We start from the raw sequence: 15,859 nt of genomic DNA, 5'->3' as shown, positions 1-15,859 counted from the left end.
CCCCCGTCTCCCAGTCTCCCAGTCTCCCAGTCTCCCTATCTCCCAGTCTCCCCGTCTCCCCATCTCCCCATCTCCCCGTCTCTCTCTATAGTTAAGATTTAAAATTTCAATGGAACAATCCTAACGCTTCAAGGAAAGCTTCTGTTAGCTCGAAGTGATTTAAAAGAGCAATGGGAACTAATTTGTCCTGTTTTAGTTCTTTTCTATATAGGGATTGACAAATTCCAGTCAATGACGGCAATGTGAAAAAAAGTTAAAATAATTAACTCTGTTTGAAAATTGCTGGTTTTATATCTATGCTTTCATTACTATCATCACTTCTCATCGCACAAACAGCGTCCTATCCCTTAACCTATAGGGAAAGGAATCCTCAATTTATCACTCAACCTCAAGAGATACGCCCTTTACCTGGGCAACTTAATGACGTTCTCGTTTTCAATAGCAATAGTCCGGAAGTTGTTTCTCGGGAAGGTGTCTTATTATCTACCTTTCCTAGCAATGGCAAAATACAGCCTCAAGCGCATCTAAATCATCCTGTACAAGGCCGTTTTGATGTTTTCACACATCATATTTCTCGACCGGCCCAAGGCAACAAAACCCTTTATCAAGGTCTTTTGGTACATAACCCCACGTCTAAGACCATAACGGTTAATATTAAACAAGGAGCTAGTTACCTCAACTCTTCTGATGCACCCTTTATTAATCTTCCTCCCATAGTTGAAGACCCATCAGGAAAAGTGTTTTCTGGCCCAGGTTCCCGTTTAATGGGTGACATTCTCCGAGGGGTTAACCAAAAAGAATTATCCCGTCGTATTGTTATCCCACCTTACCAAAGTCGGATGCTATTTACCCTCCCTATTCAACCGAGTAGCGCGCGTTCTACTTTTTTGAAGGTGTATAGCGATGGACCGCTTTATATGGCTAATTTAGCCCTTTATGAGGTGGCAGAACAAATTAAATATGAAGAAGGGGAAAAAGAAAAGGTCAAGATTTCTTATCGACAACCCAACCTCAACGAATGGCGACAGATTGTTACTAAAGGTGGTTTAATCTATCCCAGGGACTTAGCACCCACTCCCCCAAATATAGACTATGGTGATAAAACCATCTATGGCCGTGTTGCTGGTATTTCTGTGGGGTCGGAATGGGAAGCAAGATTAAGCGATGGACCTGGTAAACCTTACTTGAGTATTCCTCGACGGGGTGGGGCGTTTTCTTATCCCCTGAGTACGGTGACAACAGGAACCCACGGGACTCGACAAATACAAAGCGCACCTATGTTAGTACGTTATCCTGATACCGCTTATCAAGCCCACGGAAACTATGGGGTCCATTATAGTTTAACCCTTCCTTTGGTTAATAAAACTAATCAACCCCAAACGGTTGCTGTAACTTTGCAAACTCCTTTTAAGAAAAATGAATACGCCGATCGCTTGATGTTTTCCCGTCGTCCTCAAGGTCAAGTGTTCTTTCGTGGAACAGTACAGGTGAATTATGAAGATCGGGATGGAAGCAATCAACAACGCTTCTTCCACCTAGTACAGCGACAAGGACAAAAAGGGGAACCTTTGGTCAGATTTAATTTGAAACCAGGGGAACAAAGAAATGTTGAGGTTGATTTTCTTTATCCTCCCGATGCAACTCCTCCCCAAGTTTTAACTGTGGAAACTATGCAACTATTCTATGGTAATCGTCCTGAATAAATGTGTTGGTGTAGGGGGTGTGATGCGGGTTGATGTCACCCCCAATTTTTTACTTGTTATTCCTTTTATTTCTATCTTTTTTATTCGGAGGAATCTCTCTCATTTGAGTAATTCTTCTAAAAAATTCACAAAATTTGCTAATTCAGGGACTTGTTCTTTAGTAGTTTTACTAATCCATTTATTATCTTTAATGCTTACCGTATTGGTTTTTCCTGGTTTCAGGACACTAACAATTGTAGCAATTATCGCTTTTTGTTTATCAAAAGGTTTCCATTTTAATTTTAATTTTTTTCTTTCTTCTTCAGTAAATTGATCGATATAATTATTTGCTCTTTTTATATAGTCAGGATAAGCAACTTCTCCACATTGAAAAAGTAATGTTTCTAAGACTCCTTGATTAGAATTATTTGGTAAGATATAAATTCCTAAACGTGGTGTATTATTGACAATTTCTCCTGGGTTTAAAGGAAAATTAGGAAAATACTCTTTTAATCTATCATAATAACTTTGAACGACCTCTTGAGGACTATTTTCATCAGCATCAGCAACAATAGCAAAAACACTCAGGTTGTCTATATCTATATCAGATAATTTTAGAGTCAAGTTTTTAATTAAATTCGCCCCTTCTCCTACATAAATTCCCACCGATAATTTATCATTAAATAAGATAGAGGGCATATCTAATCTCTTATAAAGTTTACCATTTTTAGGGGGATAAGTAGGAACAAATTTTTTCCAAAATTTTTCTAATTCTAACTCATCACCATTAAATTCCTGAAAGTTGAAAAGTTCTTTGAGAACTTTGGCCACAAATACTTGATCATGATTTCCTTCTACTCCAATTAAAGCATATTGACGATTCACCAACGAACCTCCTGGCCTAACTCTTCTCTTAATCTTTTTAATCTTTCTCCAGGATGTCTGACAACTTTAGTGTATGTTTCTTTATTTTCTAAGCGATAAAACACTAAATCTGTTGTGGGTTCTGTTACTTCTAAAATTGCGTCAACTGCTTCTAAACTATGAGTAGTAGCAAATAATTGTATATCCAATTCTTTACACCATTTAACTAACCATTGCATGGAAAATTTTAACGCTTCGGTATGAATTGATGACTCAATTTCATCAATAAGAAGAACTCCTCCTTTTGCTTGAATAATAATTAAAGAAATATAGAGTAAACGACGAAGACCATCCCCTAAATTACTTACTGGAGTTAGTCCCAGTTGATCATGTTGAATATAAACTTCAAATCCAGAAGAAGTTGAACTAGGTGAATTTAAAATTTCTAAATCAGAAATATTAGGATCAACTTGTTGTAATAATTCAAGAACATTTGTCTTAAAGTCTTGCATTCTTACTTCCGATAATAAACGAGAAAGACCCTTTTCAGATATATGAGAATAGGCAGAAATGAAAATACTGGATAAACTATAAAATTTACTATCAATAGAAATAGGATGTTTATCACGTATTTCAAGTTCTTTGGTCATAGTAAATAATTGAGGATCATTTTGATCATTATTGAAACCCACTTCTATACTTAATTTAACAACATTTCTAGATTCTCTTAGATCATCATCTTCAATATCTTCAATATTTTCGAGCATTAATTGGTGATCACTTCTGCGATCAAAAAATCCTATTTCTTCTACAGCTTTATAATTTACATAAATTTTTTTTATGATAAACATCCCTTGAGTTGTTATCATGATAGGTTTTTTACTACCAGGAAATAACCATTGTAAAGCTTCTATTGATAATCTTTTTAGCAGAGTTATATCTTGTTTTCTTTGATTAGCAACATTTAACCAAACTCTAATATTTAAAGGATTACAATAAATTTGAATCGCTTCAAGTACACTTGTTTTACCTGAATTATTAAACCCAACCAAGACATTAATTTGACCCAGGTTTTCAAGTTTGACATCTTTTAAACCTCGGAACTGATGAATAGTAAGACTTTCTAAATTTTTCATCGGTTCACTAATCCATAATGTTTTAGTTTAAGTTTCAACTATTTTTATTATAGCAGATAGTAATTCTTAGGTAAACTTCAAGAAAATTTTAACCAATTAAATATCTGTTCAACGGTTAACTGTAAATCGATTCCTGTTAAAATTGGTAATTCTTGATCACCTCGAAATAATTGTACTTTTTGTTCAGGAAAAACACCTAAAATCCTTTTTTCTCCGGGATCAATTAACCAACCCAATTCTGTTCCATATTGAGAACAATATAACAGATTTTCTAATACTCTCGTTAAACTTTGACGAGGGGATAAAATTTCAATTGACAAATCAGGATATGTTTCAAAACGGTTGGCAATTTTTCCTGATGAATTTATAGGAATTCTTGACCAACGAAACACAGAGACATCAGGAATAATAGAATTTCCCCCAAAGGTACAACGTAATTCTGGAAAAGCATAAGCAATTTTTTCCTCTTCTGTTATATTATTGATAACAGAACAAAGTTCACCTTGTAATAAACTATGTTCTGCTTGTGGTATAGATTTTTGTCTAATTTTTCCTTGAATAAATTCCGTCCCTGGTTTTGTTTCAGGGAGGTTTAAAAATTCTTCTAGGGTTAAAGGTTTAGATGGTGTTTTAACCATTGGTTTCGTTGTCTGACTTTCTTTTTATTATATAATTATTTAAGAAAATCGAAGCAATAAAACTAAAATGCGTGTTATTAGTCGAAGAACCTTGCGAGAATTTTGGGAAAAACACGCTACAGCCAAGCCAGGGTTGCTACTATGGTATGAGAGGATATCTAAGTATAACTTCTTTAATTTTGTTGAACTACGTCAAGTCTTTCCTTCAGCAGATGTTGTTGGAAATTTTACAGTTTTCAATATTAGTGGTAATAATTACCGTTTAATCACTTATATTGATTATGACGCACAATTAGTTTTTATTCGGGCAGTTTTAACTCACGCAAACTATAGTAAGGAGTCTTGGAAAAATGACGACTGGTTTAAAAGAAGCTAATAATTATTATTTACAGTTAGTAATGGAGTTTCCCCCTCGTCCCATTAAAAATGATGAGGAATTAATGGCAACTCAAAATAGAGTTAATTTTATTTTAGATCAAGGAATATTACAACCAGAAGATCGAGAATATGTAAGAGTATTAGGAATGTTAATTTATGAATATGAAGACAATTCTGAACCTATTCCAAAATTAGAAGGGTTTGAGTTACTTAAAGCTTTAATAGAAGAAGATAATCTATCTCCTCAAGATTTTTTAGAGATATTTGATAGTGAGAAAGTCGTTTTAGATGTGTTACAAGGTAAACGAAAAATAACATCTTCAGAAGCTGAAAAATTGATGAAGTTTGGAAGTTTACTTATTTAATGGTTTTATTGAATCTTGAGAAATTTACGAAATTATACTCATAAGCTACTAACAAATTTAAAAATTTTTATGTAATTACACCACTTTGCGTACAGTAGAGTGATTGAGATATAATAATATCTAGGAAATTATATTGTGAACATTGGGCTAGAGAAATGTTTACAGATCAACCTGAATGTACACAGCTTAAACAATTAAAAGAAGATATTAAAAATAAGAACAATAAATCGTAGGGTTGACATTGCCCACCCTACTATTAAGAAACTACTTCAACCTCAACATTGGGAACTTCTTCATCTTTCTTTTCTTTATTAAAAAGCAAATTATTGTCTTTACAATCAACAAAAATAGTATCCCCAGAATCAAAAGTCATTTCTAATATTTTAGTAGCAATAGGGTTTTCTAACTCTCGTTGAATCGCCCTTTTTAAAGGTCTCGCACCATACACAGGATCATAACCAGAATTAACGATATAATCAAGGGCAGCATCACTCAATTCTATGGCAATATTTTGCTCTTCTAATAACCTTTCAATGCGTTTAAGTTGCAAAGTAACAATACTTCTTAATTGCTGTTTCTTGAGGGTATGGAAGATAATTAAATCATCAATACGGTTCAAAAATTCAGGGCGAAAATGCTTCCGTAATGCTTGTAAAACTTTCTTACGCATGGCTTCATAATTATCATCATCTCCGGCTAAATTTAAAATGTATTCGCTACCAATATTACTGGTCATAACGATGATAGCGTTACGAAAATCGACGACACGACCCTGAGAATCGGTAATGCGTCCATCGTCAAGCACTTGTAATAAAATGTTAAAAACGTCGATGTGTGCCTTTTCTACTTCATCTAAAAGCACGACAGAGTAGGGACGACGGCGAACGGCTTCTGATAGTTGTCCTCCTTGATCGTAACCGACATAACCAGGAGGCGCACCAATTAACCTTGAAACGGCGTGTTTTTCCATGTATTCGGACATATCAATGCGAATCATGGCATCTTGGGAGTCAAAGAGAAAGGCTGCTAATGCTCTCGCTAATTCTGTCTTTCCTACTCCTGTTGGACCCATGAATAAAAAGGAACCTATGGGACGAGAGGGGTCTTTCATCCCGGCCCTAGCGCGACGGATGGCTGCTGCAACGGCTGAAACTGCCTCTTCTTGACCGATAACTTGTTGATGTAAATGACCTTCTAAGTCTAATAATTTTTGCCTTTCTGACCCCAATAAACGGTTAACAGGAATGCCAGACCATCCTGCTACAATTTCAGCGATATCGGACTCGGTAACTTGTTCTCTTAATAGGGTTTCTCCTTGGTCTTGAATATCAATTAATTGTGTTTCTTTAGATTCTAATTCTCGTTGCAACCCTTCTAATTTCCCATACTTTAACTGAGCAGCTTTGTTAAGATCATAATCTCTTTCTGCTTGTTCAATTTGATGGCGTAATTGCTCTTCTTGTTCTTTAAGAGAATTTATTTCCTCTAGCATCTGTTTTTCAGATTGCCATTGACTACCTAATTTTTCATGTATCTCTTCTAATTCTTTAATTTCTTGTTGAATTTTTTCTAATCTTTCTTTGGACGATTTGTCAACAACTAAAATTCCTCTTTGTTCTTCTCCTTCTAAAGATAATTTTTCCATTTGTAGCTGCATTAAGCGTCGATCTACATCTTCTAATTCCACGGGTTTAGAGGTAATTTCCATCTTTAATTTTGCAGCAGCTTCGTCTACTAAATCAATGGCTTTATCGGGGAGGAATCTATCAGTAATATAACGGTTTGATAAGGTGGCCGCAGCAACTAAGGCAGAGTCGGTTATTTTGACCCCATGATGTACTTCGTAGCGTTCTTTGAGTCCCCTAAGAATTGAAATAGTGTCATCTACGGAGGGTTGCTTCACATACACCTGCTGAAAACGCCGTTCTAAGGCAGGATCTTTCTCAACGTGCTTACGGTACTCATCGAGGGTTGTTGCACCGATACAGCGCAATTCTCCCCGTGCTAACATGGGTTTTAAGAGGTTCCCTGCATCCATAGAACTACCTTCCCGTGACCCTGTTCCTACCACGTTGTGGAGTTCGTCGATAAAGAGGATGATATGACCGTCGGAGTTGGTGACTTCTCGCATCACAGCTTGTAAGCGTTCCTCGAACTGTCCCCGTAATTTTGCCCCTGCAACTAAGCTACCCATATCTAGGGAGATTAATTGCCGATTTTTCAATGATTCCGGCACATCTCCGTTAATTATCCGTTGTGCTAACCCTTCGGCGATCGCAGTTTTCCCGACACCTGGTTCTCCAATTAAAACGGGGTTATTCTTGGAACGACGGGATAAAACTTGAATTACTCGGCGTATCTCTTCATCTCTACCAATTACAGGGTCTAACTTGCCTTCTCTTGCTGCTTCGGTGAGATCCTGACCATATTTTTCTAAGGCTTCGTAACGATCTTCTTGATCTTTTTCGGTGACTTTTTGAGTCCCTCGCACTGATTTTATGGCCTGTTCTAAATCTTGAGGATCTAGGTTAAAGCTGCGTAAACATTTTCGTCCAATACGTTCGTCTTCTGCAAAACCAACCCAGAGATGTTCTACTGAAATATATTTATCATCCCAACTCTGACGGGATGCTTCGGCACGATCGGTCATAATATCCAAGCTTCTGCCTAAATATAGCTGCTCGACGGTAGCAAATTTAGCTTGTCGGTTGGTGAATGTTTCCACTTGTTGTTGCAACCGAGGGATATCTATTTCGGCCCGTTCTAAAATACGCAAAGTTAAGCCTTTTTCCTGTTCTAGAAGGGCTAAAACAAGGTGTTCAACTTCTAAGTTTTGATTTTTAAAGCGTCGCGCGACTTCTTGGGATTTTACGATCGCATCCCAGGCTTGTTCGGTAAACTGGTCGGGGTCAGTAGGTTGCATTAGTGGCTAATTTTATCCCTCAATATAATAGCAATCTATAAGCATAGTATATCAATGTTGGTCTTGAACAGTTATCAGTGAACAGTTATCAGTTAAAATATTTCATCTCCTACTGGAAGAGGGGAAAACAAGAAGGTTAATTAGTTTACAGCCAATAATATTTTTTCTAGTTAGTTGGTAAAATAAAGCAAGAATTCAAAATCAGGGAAATGCTATGACGACAGAACGTTGGAATGATGAAATGTTGGATGAGTTGGCTTCTTCTGTGGGTGAAATGAAAGAGAGTATCACAGAAATGCGAGAAAGTATTAGTGAAGTTAAAGATAGTGTTGATGGGTTGAGAGTTACGGCACAAGCTTTATTACAAGTAGCTGCTCAAACTCAACAGAGAATGGATATGTTTGACGAACAAATGGCCTTAATGAAACAACAACAGCAAAAACACGCTGAAGAAATGGAGTTGATGAAACAACGACAAGCTGACAGTGATAAAAGATTTAATGTCTTACTTGAAGAGGTACGTTTTTTAATACGTGGAAACAAACAAGATGATGAATAATTTTCATAGTTTAATTATCAATTATCAATTATCCATTATCCATTATCCATTATCCATTATTGAATGATTGTATTATCTAATATTCCTTTTAAGGGGTTTCTCGCTTTATAATCAAGGGTCTTTCCTCTCCAGTAAAGTATCCCACCTATTCCTAAAGTAGTTAACCAAAATAGCAATATTTCTATCCATCCCAAAGATAATAAATTAATGAGAGTATAGTTGACAAAATAAAGACTAGATATAAAAGGAGAAAACATAATAATTAACATACATAAAGGTTTCAAGGATTGTATAATTCTCTCAACAATAATAATAATCTCTTCAATAATTACACCAACAATAATAATCCCTTCAATAATTACACCAACAATAATAATCCCACCAAGAATCCCACCAAGAATCCCACCAAGAATCCCACCAAGAATAATAATTACACCAATATTCACAGCTATAAAATCATTTCTTATTTTGGATTTGATGATAATATTTTTGATTAATAAACTTGTAATAAATCCAATGAAAGAGACAAAAAAAGTTGAAAGTGCGAACCAGTTTGGTTCGCTTGTTATATTACTGATTACTAGAAACATCTCAAGAAAAAAAATCTCAATTAATATTCCTAATCCACATACTATTAATCCAATATCATAAATAAAATTAATAAATTCATGATTCCGGTTTATATCTTTTAAAGATGTTAATTTAAAACCATGTTTTCGCCAATAAAACCAAAAAGCAATGAGTATAATAAAATTAAAAATAACAAATATACGCAGAAATATATTAACAGTAATTCTGATAAAAACAAATCCTCTAATCATAGCTATTACAGAAATAACTAAGAAAATAGCAAGGATGAAATAATAATGCCAGCTTGTATTAAATTCATAATTGTTATGCTTGAATAAATTGCGCCAATCGTTCTTATTACAAAGACGATAATGACTAAAAATATAACATAAATTATATTGTAATTGAGGAGATAGACTATCAAATAAATATAGCCAACGAGAACTAGGTTGTGTTTTTAAAAGAAAGTAATTAACAGCGTCGTTTCTAGAAGAAAATTCTTCTATATTGACTTGACCAAGATTATTAAGATCCTTTTGAAGAACAATCGCACATAAAGGAATGACAATACGAGGATCAAGATTGAAAGGAACTTTAGGAATTTTATCGGGGGAACTATTAGCAATAATTTCCGAAACTAAACAAGCTGTTTTAGCTAACTTTGAATCTTTAGCGTCTTTAAAAGGTTCCCAAATCCAACTATAATCTTCATTAGATAAATATTCTGTTGTTTGTCTGCGTCTTCGTCTATTAAATAGCTGTAAACTATTAATTCTCATGATTTCTACCAGTTCGATGGCTTATAATAGAATTGTTATCTATAGCAATCAGGTTTCAGTTGTGAGAACATTAGCTTTCTGGGTAAAACACGGTGTTAAACCCCTACAAGGAGGCAATAGTAGGGAGATAATACTATTATGTCCTGATATATTCTCGCTTCTCACATATCATTACTGATTGTTATAAATATCATAATTGACTATAAATTTTCTATCCGTTATAAAAACAGAAAGATTTAGTTAGCTAATTTTATATAATTAAAGATTATACTTTTTGAGTAAAAATATGATATTTTTCAATCAAATTGCTCTCTTTACACAACTTAATAATTAAGCAATTTTGCCATATTTTAACTAAATTTGCCCGATATTTGCATTTTTGCTATTTTCGTGTTATAAATATTTTAGGTAGGATGGGCTTTAACTATATCCGAAAATAAGGCTTTCCCCTTGTAACAGTAATTACTCCGTTCTTGAATTAACTTTTTGTCTTGATATCCCCACAAATTTTCAAGATTCTAACATTCATTTTTTATAGTTCATTTTTACCCATAGATAACTTTTGTAAAGTATATCTTGATAAAATAGAGTAAATATGTGATTAGATACGGACTGTTGAAATTATGTTCAATTAAACGGGTTTATTTGTAGTCATAATTGATGACTTGAGTTGGACGAAAGGGAATTTATGGATAGCTTACTAATAAGCTTCAAGTCTCAAACTCCTATTATGTCCTTAACAAAATAACAACTCCGAACTCCGAACTCCGAACTCCGAACTCCGAACTCAAATAATATCATGTTATTAGAAAAATTAAAGGCGACCGCTACTATTTTCATCTTCTTTAAGTTTATCTAAAACAGCAGCCACCCGATAAGCAGCTTCTTCTTTTAATTGAGGATTATGCAGGAATTTCTCTAAAGTATCAGCAGCATCAGGGGTTCCAATAGCAACTAAATCATCCATTGCTTGGACACAATTTTCCATAGCAATAGATTCCAGGGTTGACACAGCCAAGTCACCCATTCTAATTAATTCCTGACGAACTTGTAATAAATGAGGTTGATGATAGTATTCAGCTAAAATATACACTGCTTTAGGTAAATTTGTGTAAGATAATGTCTTCGCTGCTGCTTGTTTATGACTAGAGTTATCATCCTCATTCATAATGTCAACTAAAAACTGTAATAAAGCTTCTCCCCTGGGACGATAATCAGCAGCAACAGCAGCTAAAGCTTTGGCAATATTTTCTGTATCTTCTTGATTGAGAAGTTCTTGTTTAAAATGTTCGATAATTTTGTTAGCTAGGGTTTCATCAACAAGTTGAGCATCTGCTAAACATTCCAACGCTGCTAAAGGATCTTTTTCATAAACTTCTCGAATTAAGTTAGTGCTATCAGTGGCTAAACCACACCATAATTTAACAATTTCTCGCCATGCAACTGTATCAATTTTAAACTTATTAATCAATTCTAGTTCACTCCCTCTTAATGCTTCTGCTGCAAAATATTCTTGTAAGCTAAGATGAGCAAATTTATAATTTTCTCCTCCGTCAATACGTAATAATAAACCACTGCGATCGCAAATTTCTTTGATAATAGGGTTGGTATCACTGGGACTTAAATTAAGACTTGGGAGAACTTCTTTAAGTTTATTTATTATGATGTCATAAGATATTTCACGACGATCTTGTTGTGGAGAATTAGAAAGATATAAAGCAAGAGATTGTAAAATACGTCTTTTATTCTTTCCTTCATATTCATTCCGTATATTTTTTATTTGATCTCGAAGTTCAAGTAAAGTATCCGTTGCTTTTTGATAAAATTCGATACGAGAATGAGGCAAAATAAAAGGTGTATCAGTATAAAGATAAGCAATCATAGTTAATAATAAAGGGTTTCTTGCTAACTCCATAATTTTCGGTCGTTTTCGCAATTGTTCCATCAGTTGTTCCACTGATTTTCCAGGAGACATTTGAGACTTCCATTCTTTGAGAAAATCTCGAATTTGTTTATCTCTAAACTCTTCTATATCTAAAGTTTGATCCACAACATCAAAAAATTGATTCTGATAAACTGCTGTACGACAAGTAATAATAACTCGGCATTTGTCATAAGTATCTAAAAAGTTTTTTATGACCTCAATAACCGATGAGCGTGCAGAAATATTAACCTCATCTAAGCCATCAAATAATAAAAATATCCTTCCCTTTCTCAAACCTTCAGTAATAAAACGATCTGCTTTAGGAAAATCATTTAAAGCACAGACTTTGACTAAAATTTTTTCTAAATTTTCCACAGTCAGATTAGAATGTTTTAAACTATGTAATTCCAATAAAATAGGAATAGGTTTATCCAATAAATAGTTTAATTTACCCTCCGCATAAGACAGACAGAAATATCTACAAAACATTGATTTCCCAGAACCAGGCGCACCTTTTATTACTAAACGCTTATAATCTTTAAGTGCATTATCAACTTCAATTGATTTATACTCTTTGCTTCCTGAAACTTTCAAAGGAACATAAACTGTTCTCATATCTAAAGGATAATTAGGACGAAAAATTATCTTCAGTTTTTCATATTTTTTAATCAAAGCTTGACGATAACTTTTGAGATTTATATCTTCAAAAAAAGCTGTTCCCGAAAATTGCTGATAAACCCAGTTACTTATATTCTTGAATGATGTTTTTAGCAACTCCTTAATTAAATCTCTAATAATCAATAAAATAAAAAGAACAGCAGCAACAATCCATCCATATAAACCTTTAGGTAATTGTGAAAAAATACTGTTACTATCTTGATTTTTTACTTGTTTTAGTCGAGCATACTCTGTTTCATAAATTTCAGCAATTGTTACTTTTGTCAGTCCAATAGTATTGTCCTTATAAAGCTCAATAATAACCTCAGTTTTCATGTTCTCATTATTATCAACATGACGCTGTGCATATCCTTTAATCTCCTTAATTACCATTTGCTTACTAGAAAGGTTAGAAGAAGGATTTTGAGAATAAGAAGAACTAACCGAACCCAAGAAAATCGATAAACTCAAAGTTAGGATAAATAAACGTAGTAAATATTTTTGTTTGATCATAACTAAAAATAGATAAACTCTTAAAAGTACAAACCTGAAACATAAAGCGATCGCATTCCCCAAAAGATTAAATTATGATCAACTATTATTTGTTCTAATTGTTCATAATTTTCTTGTTGCCAATAATCATATAATTGAGTAGCATCACCACCAGTTAAAATAATTTTACTTTCAGGATATTTGAGCAACCAATCATCAATAAAAGTTTTAATTCCACTTAAAACCGTATATAAAATCCCACTAATAATAGAATTCTCCGTATTATTAGCCCAACGATCGCTTAATTTTTTCGGTAAACTAATATTAGGTAAAGCTGCTGTTTTTGAAGATAATGAATCAAATTGTAACTTTAATCCAGGTAAAATAGCTCCCCCAATAAAAGTGCGATCTCTATCAATACCCGTCAAAGTTAAAGCCGTACCAGCATCAATAATTAAACAAGGAAACTGATACATTTCTCCCCCACCTAATGCAGCTAAAGCTCGATCAATGCCCATACTTGAATAAAGATTATTTAAGGTAACATCCTCTAACCTAATTAGATTAACATTTTGATAACTTTGCCAAAATTTAGTTTGAGATGGAACCACAGAAGCAAGCATTAAAGGTAAAGAATCAGCCAGAGGAAAACTAAAACAATTATCAGGCAATCTCAAAGGATTAACCATTTGCTGAATATGAAGAGTATCACCAGTATTATGTAAAAATTCCCCCTTAAAATAGCCCCAATGTAGTCGAGAATTACCAATCATTAAAGCTAACCATTCTTCCGACATTTTACTGTTCACAATCTTTTCTTTTTTATCTTTATTTTATTGACTATGCTAAGATAATTGTAGGGTGTATTAGCGTGGCATAACAAACAAAAATAGTTTTTTTTGGTGCTTTACGACATAAAAAAAGTATAGCAAATGCTCAAAAAATTATAGTTTGCCTAACGTACCCTACTTAATATTTTGTTTAGGAACAATTCTAAAACAAAAAATAATTTAAGAATATTTTATAATTAAATTTCTGACAAAATTAGCCTTAACAATGCTATCATTTTTAAGGCTATGTGAGTTATAACCATTAATTTATGAGTAGCGAAAACGAGTATATTCAAGAAGCCGATGCCAACCGCGTCCGAGTTTTGAGCGAAGCCCTTCCCTACATCCAACAATTCGCTGGACGCACCGTTGTGATTAAATATGGAGGGGCTGCCATGAAAGATAGTTCCCTCAAAGATAAAGTCATTCGGGATATTATTTTTCTAGCTTGTGTAGGAGTCCATCCTGTAGTTGTTCATGGCGGTGGACCCGAGATTAACAGTTGGTTAGGTAAATTAGGCATTGAACCCCAATTCAAAGACGGCTTAAGGGTCACCGATGCTGCAACAATGGATGTAGTAGAAATGGTACTCGTTGGCCGGGTTAATAAAGAATTAGTCTCTTTAATTAATAAAGCCGGCGGCCAAGGTGTGGGACTATGCGGAAAAGACGGTAACTTAGTTAAAGCCCGTCGTGTGGACAAAGAAGATATTGGCTTCGTTGGAGAGGTTAGCAAAGTCGATGTCAAAATTGTTGATGCTTTAGTCAATAATAATTATATCCCCGTTATTTCCTCAGTCGCTGCCGATGAAATAGGACAAGCTCATAATATTAATGCCGACACTGTAGCAGGGGAAATAGCCGCAGCTTTGGGTGCAGAAAAATTAATCTTGTTGACCGATACCGCAGGTATTCTCGAAGATTATCAAGACCCCAATACACTCTTAACCAAACTAGATATTAAACAAGCTAGAGACTTAATCGCTCAAGGTATTGTGGGCGGAGGGATGATCCCGAAAGTAAATTGTTGTGTGCGATCGCTGGCTCAAGGGGTTAAAGCTGCCCACATTATCGATGGTCGTATCCCCCACTCTATTCTTTTGGAAATTTTTACCGATCGGGGTATTGGATCTATGATTGTAGCATCAGAATATCAGTCTTAAGCTAGAAGTAATCTAAGGATTTAACACTCTCCCGTTAAATCAAAGATTGTAACGGGAGATTCTTGCTTCTTTCAGATTGCCTCGTAACTAGACGCTAATTTCTTAACACCCCCGTCCGACCGACTCCACAAGCCTTTTCTGTTTCCTGGTTTCTATCCATAACACGGGCTGCCCGACCGCAAAAAGTATCAGTTTTTCTAGTCCCTCAAAGTTTTACATTACCAGGGATTAGTGGTAAAAACCCTATACTTTGATTCTTCAGTTTTCATGGTACTTTTTTTGTTTTTGTGTATTAACCGGCCCACATTACTGGTCACTCGGTTATAATGATTATTGTACTCCAATCAAGGGAACATGGCCAGGGATAAAAGCATTAAAGTTAGGTTAACCGACGACGAATTTGAACGTATTACACTTTACGCTAAATCTGGCATGGTTTTCTGTCTGGCGAGGTTATTCGTGATTATATTAAACGTTTACCATTTAAGATAGATCAATCGTTTTGTAAAAGTAATTGGAAACTTGGTAGGTTGGGTAAAACGATAGTGAAACCCAACAGAAGCTTATGGGTGTTGGGTTTCGTGCCTCAACCCAACCTACTTTAAACACGATCTATCTAGCTATTAATAAGAAATAGTCTTATGAGGCAGGAGAAAGAAGTGAGTAATGAGAGTTAATCATTTTGTAACAGTAATAAATGATTTAGCAAGGGTGATAAATGAGTAAGAGTTTTGACACTCTCCCGTTAAATCAAAGATTGTAACGGGAGATTCTTGCTTCTTTCAGATTGCCTCGTAACTAGATGCTAATTTCTTAACACCCCCGTCCGACCGACTCCACAAGCTTCTTGATGCAGTCGCTCATGGGGGAAACCCCCAAGACCGCGCTGCATCGCTTTT

The 15,859-nt window shown here is 34.7% G+C and carries 12 protein-coding genes; 5 read left to right on the top strand and 7 right to left on the bottom strand.

Annotated elements, in window-relative coordinates; genetic code table 11:
- The first annotated feature begins 296 nt into the window (after nucleotides 1-296).
- Nucleotides 297-1,703 (top strand): DUF3370 domain-containing protein, encoded by a 1,407-nt coding sequence (locus QNJ66_RS08470; RefSeq protein WP_300505187.1) that lies wholly within the window; start codon nucleotides 297-299, stop codon nucleotides 1,701-1,703.
- Between the two features lie 99 nt (nucleotides 1,704-1,802).
- On the opposite strand, the gene QNJ66_RS08465 is transcribed toward QNJ66_RS08470, so the two are convergent.
- The 3 genes from QNJ66_RS08465 to QNJ66_RS08455 all read right to left on the bottom strand — a co-directional run bounded on the left by QNJ66_RS08465 (nucleotide 1,803) and on the right by QNJ66_RS08455 (nucleotide 4,320).
- Nucleotides 1,803-2,567, bottom strand: coding sequence for a DUF3226 domain-containing protein (locus tag QNJ66_RS08465; protein WP_300505184.1), 765 nt, complete (start codon nucleotides 2,565-2,567; stop codon nucleotides 1,803-1,805).
- On the bottom strand, nucleotides 2,564-3,682 hold the full coding sequence (locus QNJ66_RS08460; RefSeq protein WP_300505181.1) for an ATP-binding protein: 1,119 nt from the start codon (nucleotides 3,680-3,682) through the stop codon (nucleotides 2,564-2,566). Before QNJ66_RS08460 ends, QNJ66_RS08465 begins: the two co-directional genes overlap by 4 nt.
- Nucleotides 3,683-3,759: 77 nt before the next feature.
- The gene (locus tag QNJ66_RS08455) at nucleotides 3,760-4,320 is read right to left on the bottom strand and encodes a Uma2 family endonuclease (protein WP_300505179.1); all 561 of its coding nucleotides are present in this window, start codon (nucleotides 4,318-4,320) and stop codon (nucleotides 3,760-3,762) included.
- A 67-nt stretch (nucleotides 4,321-4,387) separates the two neighbouring features.
- On the opposite strand from QNJ66_RS08455, the gene QNJ66_RS08450 reads away from it, so the two are divergent.
- Together QNJ66_RS08450 and QNJ66_RS08445 are read left to right on the top strand one after the other, a co-directional pair.
- Nucleotides 4,388-4,696, top strand: coding sequence for a type II toxin-antitoxin system HigB family toxin (locus QNJ66_RS08450; protein WP_300505177.1), 309 nt, complete (start codon nucleotides 4,388-4,390; stop codon nucleotides 4,694-4,696).
- Complete coding sequence (locus tag QNJ66_RS08445) at nucleotides 4,671-5,063, top strand: transcriptional regulator (RefSeq protein WP_300505176.1); 393 nt, start codon at nucleotides 4,671-4,673, stop codon at nucleotides 5,061-5,063. Before QNJ66_RS08450 ends, QNJ66_RS08445 begins: the two co-directional genes overlap by 26 nt.
- A 256-nt stretch (nucleotides 5,064-5,319) precedes the next feature.
- On the opposite strand, the gene clpB is transcribed toward QNJ66_RS08445, so the two are convergent.
- Nucleotides 5,320-7,986, bottom strand: coding sequence for an ATP-dependent chaperone ClpB (gene clpB, locus QNJ66_RS08440; RefSeq protein WP_300505173.1), 2,667 nt, complete (start codon nucleotides 7,984-7,986; stop codon nucleotides 5,320-5,322).
- A 214-nt stretch (nucleotides 7,987-8,200) separates the two neighbouring features.
- On the opposite strand from clpB, the gene QNJ66_RS08435 reads away from it, so the two are divergent.
- On the top strand, nucleotides 8,201-8,545 hold the full coding sequence (locus QNJ66_RS08435) for a hypothetical protein (protein WP_300505170.1): 345 nt from the start codon (nucleotides 8,201-8,203) through the stop codon (nucleotides 8,543-8,545).
- A gap of 56 nt (nucleotides 8,546-8,601) precedes the next feature.
- On the opposite strand, the gene QNJ66_RS08430 is transcribed toward QNJ66_RS08435, so the two are convergent.
- The 3 genes from QNJ66_RS08430 to QNJ66_RS08420 form a co-directional block, all read right to left on the bottom strand.
- On the bottom strand, nucleotides 8,602-9,894 hold the full coding sequence (locus tag QNJ66_RS08430) for a hypothetical protein (RefSeq protein ID WP_300505168.1): 1,293 nt from the start codon (nucleotides 9,892-9,894) through the stop codon (nucleotides 8,602-8,604).
- A gap of 814 nt (nucleotides 9,895-10,708) precedes the next feature.
- Entirely contained in the window at nucleotides 10,709-12,988 is a 2,280-nt protein-coding gene (locus tag QNJ66_RS08425; RefSeq protein ID WP_300505165.1) for an NACHT domain-containing protein, read from the bottom strand.
- A 20-nt stretch (nucleotides 12,989-13,008) separates the two neighbouring features.
- Complete coding sequence (locus tag QNJ66_RS08420) at nucleotides 13,009-13,764, bottom strand: pantothenate kinase (protein WP_300505245.1); 756 nt, start codon at nucleotides 13,762-13,764, stop codon at nucleotides 13,009-13,011.
- Nucleotides 13,765-14,066: 302 nt separating this feature from the next.
- Here QNJ66_RS08420 and argB point away from each other — a divergent pair, with 302 nt between their 5' ends.
- On the top strand, nucleotides 14,067-14,960 hold the full coding sequence (gene argB / locus QNJ66_RS08415) for an acetylglutamate kinase (RefSeq protein WP_300505163.1): 894 nt from the start codon (nucleotides 14,067-14,069) through the stop codon (nucleotides 14,958-14,960).
- Nucleotides 14,961-15,859: the final 899 nt, after the last annotated feature.

Source organism: Crocosphaera sp., assembly GCF_030064895.1.
GTDB lineage: Bacteria > Cyanobacteriota > Cyanobacteriia > Cyanobacteriales > Microcystaceae > Crocosphaera.
Note: the sequence above shows the minus strand (reverse complement) of the source record. Positions and strands in the feature narration are given on the sequence as shown.

Coding starts and splice junctions, on each gene's coding strand:
- QNJ66_RS08455 (WP_300505179.1), bottom strand. CDS start 4,320: ATGGTTAAAACACCATCTAAACCTTTAACCCTAGAAGAATTTTTAAAC.
- QNJ66_RS08435 (WP_300505170.1), top strand. CDS start 8,201: ATGACGACAGAACGTTGGAATGATGAAATGTTGGATGAGTTGGCTTCT.
- QNJ66_RS08470 (WP_300505187.1), top strand. CDS start 297: ATGCTTTCATTACTATCATCACTTCTCATCGCACAAACAGCGTCCTAT.
- QNJ66_RS08430 (WP_300505168.1), bottom strand. CDS start 9,894: ATGAGAATTAATAGTTTACAGCTATTTAATAGACGAAGACGCAGACAA.
- QNJ66_RS08420 (WP_300505245.1), bottom strand. CDS start 13,764: ATGTCGGAAGAATGGTTAGCTTTAATGATTGGTAATTCTCGACTACAT.
- clpB (WP_300505173.1), bottom strand. CDS start 7,986: ATGCAACCTACTGACCCCGACCAGTTTACCGAACAAGCCTGGGATGCG.
- QNJ66_RS08460 (WP_300505181.1), bottom strand. CDS start 3,682: ATGAAAAATTTAGAAAGTCTTACTATTCATCAGTTCCGAGGTTTAAAA.
- QNJ66_RS08450 (WP_300505177.1), top strand. CDS start 4,388: ATGCGTGTTATTAGTCGAAGAACCTTGCGAGAATTTTGGGAAAAACAC.
- QNJ66_RS08425 (WP_300505165.1), bottom strand. CDS start 12,988: ATGATCAAACAAAAATATTTACTACGTTTATTTATCCTAACTTTGAGT.
- QNJ66_RS08445 (WP_300505176.1), top strand. CDS start 4,671: ATGACGACTGGTTTAAAAGAAGCTAATAATTATTATTTACAGTTAGTA.
- argB (WP_300505163.1), top strand. CDS start 14,067: ATGAGTAGCGAAAACGAGTATATTCAAGAAGCCGATGCCAACCGCGTC.